Source organism: Aquimarina sp. 433, from assembly GCF_054054605.1.
Genome location: NZ_JBSWZK010000005.1, coordinates 252,711 through 265,321 on the forward strand (window position 1 = coordinate 252,711; position 12,611 = coordinate 265,321).

At 31.6% G+C, this 12,611-nt stretch carries 13 protein-coding genes; 12 read left to right on the forward strand and 1 reads right to left on the reverse strand.

The window, feature by feature from the left end; translation table 11 throughout:
* The first annotated feature begins 15 nt into the window (after positions 1-15).
* From ACWNT5_RS12415 to ACWNT5_RS12430, 4 genes are all read left to right on the forward strand, one after another.
* Positions 16-819 (forward strand): arginase family protein, encoded by an 804-nt coding sequence (locus ACWNT5_RS12415; RefSeq protein WP_299607662.1) that lies wholly within the window; start codon positions 16-18, stop codon positions 817-819.
* 28 nt (positions 820-847) lie between these two features.
* Entirely contained in the window at positions 848-1,144 is a 297-nt protein-coding gene (locus tag ACWNT5_RS12420; RefSeq protein WP_299607665.1) for an ankyrin repeat domain-containing protein, read from the forward strand.
* Between the two features lie 117 nt (positions 1,145-1,261).
* A complete protein-coding gene (locus ACWNT5_RS12425; RefSeq protein ID WP_299607668.1) occupies positions 1,262-1,429 on the forward strand; it encodes a Lacal_2735 family protein in 168 nt (55 codons plus the stop codon).
* A 19-nt stretch (positions 1,430-1,448) separates the two neighbouring features.
* Positions 1,449-1,979, forward strand: a complete 531-nt coding sequence (locus ACWNT5_RS12430; RefSeq protein WP_299607670.1) for a CIA30 family protein — start codon at positions 1,449-1,451, stop codon at positions 1,977-1,979.
* Between the two features lie 7 nt (positions 1,980-1,986).
* On the opposite strand, the gene ACWNT5_RS12435 is transcribed toward ACWNT5_RS12430, so the two are convergent.
* Positions 1,987-3,624, reverse strand: a complete 1,638-nt coding sequence (locus ACWNT5_RS12435; protein ID WP_299607672.1) for an ABC-F family ATP-binding cassette domain-containing protein — start codon at positions 3,622-3,624, stop codon at positions 1,987-1,989.
* Positions 3,625-3,887: 263 nt separating this feature from the next.
* On the opposite strand from ACWNT5_RS12435, the gene ACWNT5_RS12440 reads away from it, so the two are divergent.
* The 8 genes from ACWNT5_RS12440 (at position 3,888) to ACWNT5_RS12475 (ending at position 12,604) form a co-directional block, all read left to right on the forward strand.
* The gene (locus ACWNT5_RS12440; protein ID WP_299607674.1) at positions 3,888-4,754 is read left to right on the forward strand and encodes a hypothetical protein; all 867 of its coding nucleotides are present in this window, start codon (positions 3,888-3,890) and stop codon (positions 4,752-4,754) included.
* A 109-nt stretch (positions 4,755-4,863) separates the two neighbouring features.
* Positions 4,864-5,448 (forward strand): hypothetical protein, encoded by a 585-nt coding sequence (locus ACWNT5_RS12445; RefSeq protein ID WP_299607677.1) that lies wholly within the window; start codon positions 4,864-4,866, stop codon positions 5,446-5,448.
* Between the two features lie 38 nt (positions 5,449-5,486).
* A complete protein-coding gene (locus ACWNT5_RS12450; RefSeq protein WP_456517501.1) occupies positions 5,487-6,146 on the forward strand; it encodes a DUF2490 domain-containing protein in 660 nt (219 codons plus the stop codon).
* Between the two features lie 9 nt (positions 6,147-6,155).
* A complete protein-coding gene (locus ACWNT5_RS12455) occupies positions 6,156-6,734 on the forward strand; it encodes a YdeI/OmpD-associated family protein (RefSeq protein WP_299607681.1) in 579 nt (192 codons plus the stop codon).
* A 92-nt stretch (positions 6,735-6,826) separates the two neighbouring features.
* Positions 6,827-7,288, forward strand: a complete 462-nt coding sequence (locus ACWNT5_RS12460; RefSeq protein ID WP_299607683.1) for a DUF3291 domain-containing protein — start codon at positions 6,827-6,829, stop codon at positions 7,286-7,288.
* A gap of 12 nt (positions 7,289-7,300) precedes the next feature.
* Positions 7,301-8,317 (forward strand): pirin family protein, encoded by a 1,017-nt coding sequence (locus tag ACWNT5_RS12465; RefSeq protein WP_299607685.1) that lies wholly within the window; start codon positions 7,301-7,303, stop codon positions 8,315-8,317.
* A gap of 130 nt (positions 8,318-8,447) precedes the next feature.
* Entirely contained in the window at positions 8,448-10,529 is a 2,082-nt protein-coding gene (locus ACWNT5_RS12470; RefSeq protein WP_299607687.1) for a hybrid sensor histidine kinase/response regulator, read from the forward strand.
* Between the two features lie 11 nt (positions 10,530-10,540).
* Positions 10,541-12,604, forward strand: coding sequence for a response regulator (locus ACWNT5_RS12475; RefSeq protein WP_299607689.1), 2,064 nt, complete (start codon positions 10,541-10,543; stop codon positions 12,602-12,604).
* The last annotated feature ends 7 nt before the right edge of the window (positions 12,605-12,611 follow it).

Here is a 12,611-nt window from a genome sequence, read left to right on the forward strand (position 1 = left end):
TAAAACTTAAAATCTGTGAAAATATATTTTCCTCAATGGCAAGGATCTGGTACTGGTAAAACGATAGAAAATGGTGCACAAACTATTTTAGAATATGTAGAAGATCCAGGATTTATTAAAATCCCATTATCTAACATTGAAGCAGGTCCAAATGGAGAGAAAAAGCACGACATTAATAACTATGATGCGATTTTCGAACAACTAACTCGTCTTAAAAATAAGATTGATGCAGAACAACCAAAAACCATTACTACCATTGGAGGAGATTGTGGATTAGAGATTGTTCCTGTTTCGTATCTAAACGCACTTTATCCAAACCTGGGAGTTATCTGGTTTGATGCTCATGCCGATATTAACCGCCCTTGCGATTCTCCTAGTTGTAATTTTCATGGCATGCCGCTTAGAACATTATTAGGAGAAGGTTCAGAGCATATGAATCCATTACTTTTTTCTACCATTACCGCTTCTCAAATTCATTATATTGGAGTTAGAGATATAGATAGCACAGAACAAACTAGAATTGAGGATGGCAATATTTATGCCCCTAAAAAAGTAAATATTTTAGATCTTGTAGGTACTTTACAATCTAAAAAAATCACACATCTTTATCTTCACTTCGACTTTGATTGTTTGGAACCCAATGATTATGATAAAACATATTACCAAGTTTCTAAAGGTGTAAAAATTCTTGAGGCCGAAAACTATATTCAAACATTACAAGAACATTTTACCATTGTAGGAAGTAGTGTCTTAGAATCTGTTACCACGGAAATTTCCGAATTAACTCCTATCAAAAAAATCATTAACTTATTGGTCTAATTAAGGTTTTTATCAATATATAACTTTTATGTCTGGGGGTAATTGGAAAGATATGCTATTAGCATCACAAACTGGAGATCTAGAGCTTGTAAAATATTATGTTACCAATGGTGTAGATATTAATTATCAACATCCTGAGGCGATGACCACACCGCTAATAGAAAGTATACGATTTGATAATCTTTCGATTGCTAAATATCTCTTAGAACATGGTGCTGATATTAATGCCAAAGAAGGGTTTAGTGGAGATACTGCTTTATCCTTAGCGAAAGAAAAATCAAACATCGAAGCTTTAGAGTTACTAAAGACCTACCTTACAAACTAATATTTACTAGTACATATTATCTAGAATTAATATAAAGACTCTTATAAAAAAGTTATTTAAGATAACTTTCTCATCTGTTTAAAAGCTTACCCTTTATCTTTAGATAAAACAAAAACTATGTTTGCTATATTTAAGAAGAAAACTGAGAAAGAGCGTTTACAAAAAAAGTATAAAACGTTGATGGAAGAATCGTATAAGTTGTCTCATACCAATCGAAAGGCTAGTGACGAAAAACAGGCCGAAGCTGCTGAGATCTTAGAACAAATAGAACAATTACCTGATTAGATAAATAGTCATTAATTCTGTGAATACATATCTATTTTTAATTTTTATTGGATTGACGACTCCTTCTCTCACTATTTTTGATTTTAAAAAAACGAATAAGCTTTCCGATTGGATTGTTGTTAACGACGGCGTAATGGGAGGCTTATCTAAAGGTGAAATAACGCTGAATGATAAAGGAAATGCTATTTTCTCTGGAGCCATTTCTTTAGAAAACAATGGAGGTTTTTCGATGGTACGGTACCGATTCTCGACCAAAAAAGTAAAAGGGTATACAAAAGCCTTGATTACGTTAAAAGGTGATCAAAAGAGATATCAATTTAGAGTTAAAACGAATACCTATGATCGTCATTCATACATAGCTCATTTCGAAACTTCAGGAGAATGGCAAACTATTGAAATACCATTATCCGAAATGTATCCAGTTTTTAGAGGTGTATCGTTGGATATGCAAAACTATCCTTCCATACAAATGGAAGAAATAGCATTTTTAATTGGCAACAAAAAACAAGAAAAATTTAGATTAGAGATCGATAAAATCGTGTTGGAATAGATTCAATCTAATTTTTTAATTGTATTTCTCTCAAGTTTTCCATTCTGTTACGCTCCAAAAATGCATCAATTGTCTCAAAATGTTCAATAACTCTTTTCTCTTTAAACTCAAATACTTTATTAGATAATCCTGAGAGAAAATCTCTATCATGCGATACTAGAATTAATGTTCCGTCGAAAGCCATTAGTGCTTCTTTTAATACATCTTTAGATCTAATATCTAGGTGATTTGTAGGCTCATCCAAGATCAGCACATTTACAGGTTCTAAAAGTAATTTTACCATCGCCAATCTAGTTCTTTCTCCTCCAGAAAGGACGCCCACTTTTTTATCAATATTGTCGCCACTAAACATAAATTGTCCCAAAATATTCTTGATTTGAGTCCTCACATCTCCTTTAGCAACTTCATCAACTGTCTGAAAAACTGTGAGATTTGGATCTAACAATGAGGCTTGGTTTTGAGCAAAATATCCTACTTTGGCATTATGCCCTAAAGCACATTCACCTTCAAAATCAATTTCTCCCATAATAGCTTTTATCATTGTTGACTTCCCTTCTCCGTTACGACCTACAAAAGATACTTTCTCTCCTCTAGCAATCGACATACTTGCCTCTTTAAAAACAACATGATCTCCATACTTTTTAGACAATTCTTTTGCAATCACAGGATAATCCCCAGATCTGGCAGAAGGAGGAAATCGAAGTTTTAAAGATGAGTTGTCCACTTCATCAATTTCTATTAACTCTAATTTTTCCAACATTCGCTCCCTAGAATTTACCTGATTTGTTTTCGAATAAGTTCCTTTAAACCTTTCGATAAACTGTTTGGTATCTGCTATAAACTTTTGTTGCTCTTGATAAGCTTTAATCTGATGAGATCTTCGCTCTTCTCTTAATTGTAAATAATGAGAGTAATTAGCCTTATAATCATAAATTCTACCCATTGTAACTTCTATAGTTCTATTCGTAATATTATCTATAAAAGCTTTATCATGGGAAATTACTATAACAGCTTTAGCTTTATTTTTTAAAAAATCTTCCAACCATATTACAGATTCAATATCTACATGATTGGTTGGCTCATCTAACAAAATTAAATCAGGTTTTTGTAATAGAATTTTAGCAAGTTCAATCCTCATTCTCCATCCACCACTGAACTCACTGGTTGGTCTGGTAAAATCCTCTCTTTTAAAACCTAATCCTTGCAATGCTTTTTCTACTTCAGCATCATAATTCACCTCTTCAATTGCATAAAACTTTTCTCCTAAATCAGTTACCTTTTGGATGATTCCCATATATTCCTCAGAATCATAATCTGTACGAGTTTCTAATTCCTTATTTAACCGATCTATTTCCTGCTGCATTTCATGAATCTCACTAAAAGCTTTAGAAGCTTCTTCGAATACTGAACAATTATCATCTGTAAGTAAATGCTGTGGTAAGTAAGCAATCACAGTTTCTTTAGGACATCTAACATTACCTCTGGTTGCTTTTTGAGCACCTGCAATGATTTTCATCATAGTGGACTTTCCGGCCCCATTTTTACCCATTAAAGCGATCTTGTCGTTTTCGTTGATAACAAAAGAAACATTGTTAAACAAGGTTGTTCCACTAAACTCTACCGCTAATCCATCTACAGAAATCATATGTTTTCATTTTTAAAAATGCAAAACTATAAAAAAGGTTGAGATCAACGAAAATCGTTGTCATAGAATTACTTCATATCTATGGAAACCTTAACAAAATTAAAGCTTTCGGGAAAAAGCCCCATCTAAAACTGGTGATACACCTATACAAAAACCGTTATTTACTCATTGACTAACAACTAGTTAATAAATAATTTTGTCTACAACATGGTATTTCCGGAACACCTTAATCAATTAGTTGAATACTTTTAAAACTTAAAAAAATGAAAAAATCAATTTTTAAACCGTTTATCTTTGTTGGAATACTTAGTATTTCACTTTTATCTTGTGAAAACAAAGAAGAAGAATTATACGATGATTCTGTACAAGAACTACAAGATAGTCCAACGAAAGATGCAAAATATATCAATGAATTAACTCAAACATCCTTTGAAGTAGCCAAAATCCAAAAAGATGGTCATGAATATCATTTTATTGCGCTAGGAGACGATGATGAGATGATTGTAGCAGAAACGCTGTATGGTGAAGCTGCTAACAATAAAGAAGAAAGCTTACATAGTATTGATCAATCGCCTTTTAATTTATTTATTTCTTTGACAAAGACATCGGTATCTATTCCTGATCGTATAGCTAAGACAGCTTCGCCATCAGCATTACAATCATCTGGCAGACAAATAGAAAATAGTGGAGCATTATTAGAAATCAATGACCCTAATTATACAAATATTGATCAAAAGTCTTGTTATGATATAGGAGCAACCACATTTATGAATTCCTACTGTGGTGGTGTTCCTGTAACTTCTACACCAACTGATATTAGATTTTGTGATAATGGATTATGGAATTCTCTAACTCGTAGTTCTTTTTACGGTGGTGATTGGAAAGAATTAGACGACACCTACACTAGAACGAATGTGGTATGTGGTTTAACAAGATTGCAATTTTACGCTTGGGAAAACACTGCTTCTTGGCCATTTAGTGACTGGAAATGGGTACTAAAATATCAGGTAGATTTACCAAATGGGTATTGGTATTACTATTACTATACGTCTACCAATACAGAACGACAAGTAAAACGTACAAGACCATATAATACAGGAAACTTTAGAGCATATACGAGGTTCTACTAGATCGATGTATTACACAAAATCATTCAACCCATACTATCTTAATTATAGTATGGGTTCTTTTATGAAATTTATCTATTTTTTGTACATTCCATAAAAGAATTCAAAGCTTATGTTTGCACGTTATTTATGGATATGGATTTGTTGTTTCAGCATGGGTTCTACCCTTTCGGTAAATGCTCAAAATAAAGTAGAAAAAGAATATCGTATCAAATATTCACAGGTACCAAAAGAAGCATTGGATTTTATTAAAAAATGTCCTTTCAAAAAAAAAATCAAATGGTATATCGAAGAAAGTCAAAATGGGAAAAGCATAGAAGCCAAAACTTTTTATCAAAAAAGAAAGTATAGTATAGAGTTTACAAACGAAGGCAAGCCTGAAGATGTAGAAATAAAAATTCCTTTCTCAGAACTTTCCATCGATTTACAAAAAACAATTCAATCTTCTTTAGATAGTATTTTCACAAAATCAAAAATCAAAAAAACTCAATTACAATGGGTCAGTGATCGGTCTACCTTAATTTCATTGATAAATAAAAAAAATACCAAAGCAGCGTACACAACAAACTACGAACTAATTGTAAAGGGTAAAAAAGAGAAACATTCTCATTATTATGAATTACTTTATTCTAATGATGGAGTTTTATTGAAGATGTTACAAGTAGTGAATGATAACACTGATAATCTCCTATATTAGTGATGAAGAAAAGATTTTGTCTCCTTATCGTATTCTGTATGTGTTCTTTAAATAGTTATACGAATGCCCAAACATCATTTACTTCTGGATTATTACCTAAAATCGTAATCTCTCATAAAATTTCGGATCGTTTCAAATTAATTAACAGTATCGAATCTCGTCAACAACTATGGGAACATAGTCCTTCAGAAGAGTTTTCGTATGAATACCTCTTAACAGATATAACCAATATTCTCTCTTACAAACTATCATCTGATCATGTTTTTAATGTTGGCTATCTATTGCGCATTGAAAAAGATGAACTTGTGCATCGTTCTATATTTCAGTATTCCATAGCCCAACAATTAGAAGCTATTCGAATAGCTCATCGTTTTGTAACTGATCAAACATTTAGCACTAAAGAATCTCCAGAATTCAGACTACGATATCGATTTACTGTAGAAATTCCATTTAACGGATATCGAGTTGACCCTAAAGAATTTTACTTAAAAATTAATAACGAATATCTTGGATCGTATCAAGCTTCCAATTCAGATTTAGAACTACGGTTAATTCCTTTCCTAGGTTATAACATGAATGATAAAAGTAAAATTGAGATAGGTCCTGATTATAGAATTAGTCAATTTCTTAATTCACCTACTAAAAATAGATTATGGTTAAGTATCAATTATTATCATGCCTTTACAAACAAAAAATAAGAAACCCATATGAAACCCAAACCAGAACTGTATTTTAAAAATGATAAGGAATGGAGAAATTGGTTACATCAAAATCATGCAGCAAGTGATGGTATTTATTTAATTTTTTATAAAGTAGAAAGTGATCAGGCTAGTATGCGTTGGGAAGAAGCTGTAAAAGTAGCTCTTTGTTATGGTTGGATAGATTCTACGGTTAAAAAAATTGATAACGAAAAAAGAAGACAATATTTCTGTCCGAGAAAACCTAAAAGTGTTTGGAGTAAATTAAATAAGACCTATATCATAGATTTAATAAAAGATAATTTAATGCATGAAAGCGGATTAAAATCTATAGAAATCGCAAAGGAAAACGGATCTTGGACCGCACTTGACAATGTAGAAAATGGCATTATACCACAAGACCTACAAACAGCTTTCGACCAATCACCAGTAGCATTTAATAACTACCTAGGTTTTTCTAAAAGCTATAGAAAAAATTATTTGTATTGGCTTTATCAGGCAAAACGACCCGAAACAAGAGATAAAAGAATAAAAGAAATCATCAGGCTTTGTAAAGCGAATATAAAAGCTAGAGATCAAGGGAGATAAATGAAAAGAGGAATATTGATATTCTTACTTAACAACACTTTAAGATATTTTGATTTCTTTATATTTAATTTAGAGTTAAAACAACCAAACAAATGCAACTAGCACAAGTAAACATAGCAGAGATGTTAGCGCCTATAAATGATCCTATTATGGCTGATTTTGTAAATAATCTAGATCGTATTAATGAATTAGCTGAAAAAAGTGATGGTTTCGTATGGAGATTAAAAGGAGATGAAGGAAATGCAACCGCCATTACAGTTTTTGATAATTTATTCTTAATCATCAACATGTCTGTCTGGGAAAGCATGCAAGACCTTTTTAATTTCACATATCAATCTGCACATGTAGAAATTCTAAAACGTAAGAAAGAATGGTTTCATAAAATGCCTCGTATGCATATGGCTTTTTGGTATGTAGAAGATGGCCATGAACCCAGTCCAGCTGAAGCAAAAGAGCGACTATATTATCTACAAGAACATGGTGAAACTCCTTATGCATTTTCTTTTAAAAGTAAGTTTACTCCAGAAGATGCTACCAATTACCAAAAGTTATAATATTCTATATTCATGGCTGCAATTATCTCTATAAAACCTCTCGGGTTTACCTGGCAAACTCAGGATCCTTTTTTATTCTGTGCCTATCATGAAGATCTATATCCAAAAGGGAATCAACAATTGGGGCCAGATGCTTCTTTAGAAGGGAGAAATATAGGGCAAGATTTCCAGGGAAAAGATGGATGGAGAATGTATCATGGTCAGACAGTACCTGGCTTTCCTGCACATCCGCATCGTGGGTTTGAAACAGTAACGATTGTACAAAAAGGACTGGTAGATCACTCAGATTCTTTGGGAGCTGCTGGGCGTTTTGGTAATGGTGACGTGCAATGGATGACGGCAGGAAAAGGAGTGCAACATTCTGAAATGTTTCCGCTTCTTAATACCGATCAGAAAAACCCATTCTTACTATTTCAGATTTGGCTAAATCTTCCAAAAGCAAATAAAATGGTTGCCCCTCATTTTAAAATGTTATGGAATGAAGAAATCCCAAAGCTTACCAAAGTAGATGATAATAATCTTTCTACAGAAATTACATTAATTGCTGGTAGTCTTGATACAACTCATGCAATTGCTCCTGCTCCCGATTCTTGGGCAGCTGATACTAATAATGAAATTGCTATTTGGACAATTAAAATGGCTCCTAACGCTACTTACACCTTTCCAAACGCTTCTAAAGATGCTAATCGTTCTCTCTATTTCTTCAAAGGAGATGAGATCATTGTTGATGGATATAAAATCTCGGTTAATCATGAAATTAGAGTCCATGCCGATAAAGAACTAACCATTACCAATGGAAATACCGAAGCACATTTTCTATTGCTACAAGGAAAACCTATAAATGAACCTGTTGTTCAACAAGGGCCTTTTGTGATGAATAATCATAATGAAATAAGGGATGCTATTTTAGAATATCAACAAACCGAATTTGGTGGTTGGCCTTGGCCTAGTCATGACCATGTACATGAAAAATCAAAAGGGCGTTTTGCTCTATATCCTGATGGAACAGAAATTATTAAACCTAGTTAAAGCTTTTAAATAACTACATTTCACATACTATATTCATAGTTTTCAAAAGATTCTCCTTTTAAAACTATGATTAAAGTACTATCTTTATTAATGGAATCAAAAAAGTTAAGTATTTAAATAATGAAAGCTTATGCCAAAAAAAATACTTTGTTTACTTCCATTACTCCCTATATTTTTTATAATTCAATCTTGTTCAAAACCTTCATTATTAGATGAAAACGAAAAAAAATGGTTAGCTCAAAATGATAGTATAACAGTTGCTATATATCCATACTATCCGCCTTATCAATTTATTAATGAACAGAATCAAATCGATGGTATTTTTATCGAATATCTAGAACTCGTTGAACAAAAAATCAACTATAAATTCAAAAGAAAAAGATATGATGATTGGCCCAAGCTATTAGAAGGTGTTAAAAATAATGATGCCAGCCTAATATTAGAAATACAACAATCTGATGAAAAAGAATACTATTTAAAGTTTTACGAACCTCTTTTCGAATCTCAAAATGTAATTGTTACTAGAAACAATGTAGATTTCGGAAATGATGTAGAAAGTCTTTCAGGAAAATCTATTGTCTTACCCCAAGGCTATGCTATCACCGAAAATCTAAGAAAGAAATATCCTAATTTTAATATTATAACACTATATGATGAACTTACTTGCTTGTCCAAAGTGAACGCAGGTGATTATGATGCTACTATTAGTCCTAAAGCAGTAGCTAACTACTATATCCGATCAAAAAAAATGGATAATCTAAAAATAAAGTCTGGGACTGACCTATATTATGAACCTGGTTTTGCTATTAATCAAACTAACACTGTTTTAGACGGTATAATTTCCAAAACAATTTCCAAAATCACCAAAGAAGAAAAGCAAGCTATCGTAAATAACTGGTTTTATACCAATGTCATTCCATTTTACAGAACGTCTAAATTTTGGACCATTATCGCATTGGTAGCGTTATTGTCGTTATTATTTGGTATGTCATTTAATTCGTATCTAAAGTATAAAATCAAACAAAGAACTGATGAATTGATGATTGCCAAGGATATTGCTGAAGAAAGTAATCGATTAAAAACAAACTTTATTTATAATATCCCTCAAGAAATTAGAACCCCAATGAACGGAATCATAGGGTTATCCGAGTTTCTTAATAATGAAGATCTAAGTCTTGAAGACAGGAAAAAATATACTCAAATGATTATCGGAAATAGTAAAGAATTACTCTCTATTATAGATAATATTTTAGAAATCTCTCAATTACAATCAAATAGATTTACATTAAGACTTATAGAAGTTAATCTTCAGAATGTTTTTCAAAACCTAATTTCTAATTATAAAATAAAAGCGGAAGAAAAAAACATTGAATTTCTTATAGAAAACAAGCTAAAAGATCAAGAAAACATAGTATTGATGGATAGGCCTAAATTAAACAAGATATTAAATATTCTTATTGATAATGCCATTAGATATACCGAAGACGGATCTATTAAACTTTTCTGCGACGTAGAAGAAGAATTTTTAACAATTTCAGTTGTGGATACAGGTATCGGTATTAGTGAAACTACTAAAAATAAAATCATAGAAAGTTTAACAATACCATCTAGCACAGATAAAACAATTGGTGATTATAGTGGAATGGGATTAGGGTTAACTATTGCAAAAAAGAATACAGATTTTATTGGAGGGCAACTACAGCTAATCAGTGAAAAAAATAAGGGTACTTCCTTTACCCTAAAAGTGCCATATAATCCATTAAAGAAAATAAGCGCAAAAACAACACGAACATCCAAGCCTATTGCCAAGCCAGAAAAGAACATCATATTAATTGCTGAAGATGGAGAAACCAATTTTCTATTTCTAAAAACCATTCTTACTAAAATGAATGATTATGACTTTACGATATATCGTGCTAAAAACGGAAAAGAAGCGGTTTCCATTTGCCAGGAAAATAAAAATATTGACTTGGTACTAATGGATATCAAAATGCCAGTTATGGATGGATATGATGCTACTGCTTATATAAAAAAAATGAGACCGAATTTACCCGTAATTGCGCAGACCGCTTACTCTATAGAAGAAGATATTCAAAAAGCTCTGGATGCAGGATGCGATGATTTTGTGTCCAAACCTGTAGACAGAAAAATTTTAAAGCCCATTCTAAATAAATATTTTTCTGTACTCAATAAAAGAAACAAAGCTTCTTAAATCGACAAACTATGCCAAATAAAATATTTTATATTTCCATTTTAGTATGCTTTGTATGTATCACTTTTTCTTGTTCTAAGAAGGAAATACTTAGTACGTCGGAAAAAGAATGGCTTGCCCAGCAAACTTCTGTAAATGTGGCAGTATACCCATACTATCCGCCTTATCAATTTATAAACAAAAAAGATAGTATTGATGGTATTTTAGTTGACTATTTTAATCTAATTGAAAATAAGATCAATTATAAGTTTCAAAAAAAATATTACTCCAATTGGAGCCTTTTATTGAAAGACGTTAAAACAAAAAAAGTTGATATTATTCTCGAGATGCAAGAAACTGAAACAAGAGAAGAATACTTAAACTTTTACACTAAGTTTTTTGAAACTCCCTTTGTTTTGGTGACTAGAAAAGAAGTGGATAGCGGGCTACATTTCTCAGAGTTTCTCAACAAAAAAGTTGCTGTACCAAAAGGGTATTCCATTGACGATTATCTAAAAGAAAACTACCCAAATCTAATGATCAATAATTATTCTGATGATATTGAATGCCTACGCAGTGTTCAGACAGGAATGTCAGATGCATATATTGGAGGAAGAGCGGTAGTAAATTATCTTATTAAATCTGAAGGACTTAATGACCTAAAAGTTATTAATAAAATAGATTTTAGTTATATACCTAGCATTGCTGTGCGTAAAGAAGAAAAAATTCTCAACAGCATCATCTCTAAAGCTTCAAAAGCTATTTCCAACGAAGAAAAGCAGGCAATATTAGATAATTGGCTATTTGATATGGTTAAACCATTTTATAAAAAGCCAAAATTTTGGATTATTTTTTCACTAATTTTTACATTAGTGCTATTAGGTGTCGTTTCAATATATTTTTATTTACAATTTAAAATAAAACAAAAGACAAAAGAACTTAGAATTGCAAAAGAGGAAGCAGAAGAGAGTAATCGAATAAAAACTAATTTTATTCAAAACATCTCACATGAAATTAGAACACCGATGAATGGTATCATGGGATTCTCTGAATTACTAAAATCAGATACATTAACCGAAGAAGAAAGAAGAGAGTATACCGATATCATTATAAAAAGTGGAAAAGATCTAATTGCTTCAGTGGATGACATATTGGAAATTTCAGTCTTAGAAACAAAACAGAGCAAAGTAAAGTTCTCGAAAACGGATTTAAAAGAATTATTAGAGCGGATAATTACTAAATACACAGATAAGGCTAAAGAAAAAAATCTAGAGATTTATTTCAAAAATGAAATAAAACCAGGGGAAAATATCATTCTTACAGATCAACCAAAGTTATATAAGATCATAAGTAATCTGGTAGATAACAGCATTAAATTTACCAGTACCGGATCCATAACAATATTTTCTTATATTGTAGAAAATTTTGTTACCATATCGATTAAAGATACTGGCATCGGAATTAAACAAAAAGACCAAGACATTATTTTTAAGAGTTTCTCTCAATCCGAAAAAGAAATTTCTAAAAATTTTGGAGGTTTAGGCTTAGGACTGGCAATAGCAAAAGAATATACAGATTTAATTGGAGGGAAAATTTCGTTTTCTAGCAAAGAAAATGAAGGTAGTTCCTTTATATTAAAAATACCATTTACCCCAGATTCAATGCTGAATAATTTAGAACCGACAACTACTAATTTACAAGAAAGAACATTGCAAAAACATGTAGTACTTATTGCAGAAGATGGAGAAATCAATTTCCTATTTTTGAGAACTGTTTTAACCAAAATGATTGATTTTGAATTCGTTATTTATAGAGCCAAAAATGGTCAGGAAGCAGTTGAGATCTGCCAAAAAAACGACAAAATTGATTTGGTGTTAATGGATATCAAAATGCCCATTATGGATGGATATGATGCTACCAAACAGATCAAAAAATTAAGACCAGAATTACCGGTTATTGCACAAACTGCCTATTCTACCGAAGAAGATATTGAAAGAGCATTAGCCGCAGGATGCGATGACTTTTTAGCTAAACCCGTAGATCGAAAAATATTACGCCCTATTCTGGATAAATACATTTCCATTTTTAAGAAATAGAACTCTT

Excerpts from the sequence above, each read along its gene's own strand:
- ACWNT5_RS12420 (WP_299607665.1), top strand. The coding sequence starts at position 848 with ATGTCTGGGGGTAATTGGAAAGATATGCTATTAGCATCACAAACTGGA.
- ACWNT5_RS12425 (WP_299607668.1), top strand. The coding sequence starts at position 1,262 with ATGTTTGCTATATTTAAGAAGAAAACTGAGAAAGAGCGTTTACAAAAA.
- ACWNT5_RS12435 (WP_299607672.1), bottom strand. The coding sequence starts at position 3,624 with ATGATTTCTGTAGATGGATTAGCGGTAGAGTTTAGTGGAACAACCTTG.
- ACWNT5_RS12440 (WP_299607674.1), top strand. The coding sequence starts at position 3,888 with ATGAAAAAATCAATTTTTAAACCGTTTATCTTTGTTGGAATACTTAGT.
- ACWNT5_RS12445 (WP_299607677.1), top strand. The coding sequence starts at position 4,864 with ATGTTTGCACGTTATTTATGGATATGGATTTGTTGTTTCAGCATGGGT.
- ACWNT5_RS12450 (WP_456517501.1), top strand. The coding sequence starts at position 5,487 with ATGTGTTCTTTAAATAGTTATACGAATGCCCAAACATCATTTACTTCT.
- ACWNT5_RS12455 (WP_299607681.1), top strand. The coding sequence starts at position 6,156 with ATGAAACCCAAACCAGAACTGTATTTTAAAAATGATAAGGAATGGAGA.
- ACWNT5_RS12460 (WP_299607683.1), top strand. The coding sequence starts at position 6,827 with ATGCAACTAGCACAAGTAAACATAGCAGAGATGTTAGCGCCTATAAAT.
- ACWNT5_RS12465 (WP_299607685.1), top strand. The coding sequence starts at position 7,301 with ATGGCTGCAATTATCTCTATAAAACCTCTCGGGTTTACCTGGCAAACT.
- ACWNT5_RS12470 (WP_299607687.1), top strand. The coding sequence starts at position 8,448 with ATGCCAAAAAAAATACTTTGTTTACTTCCATTACTCCCTATATTTTTT.
- ACWNT5_RS12475 (WP_299607689.1), top strand. The coding sequence starts at position 10,541 with ATGCCAAATAAAATATTTTATATTTCCATTTTAGTATGCTTTGTATGT.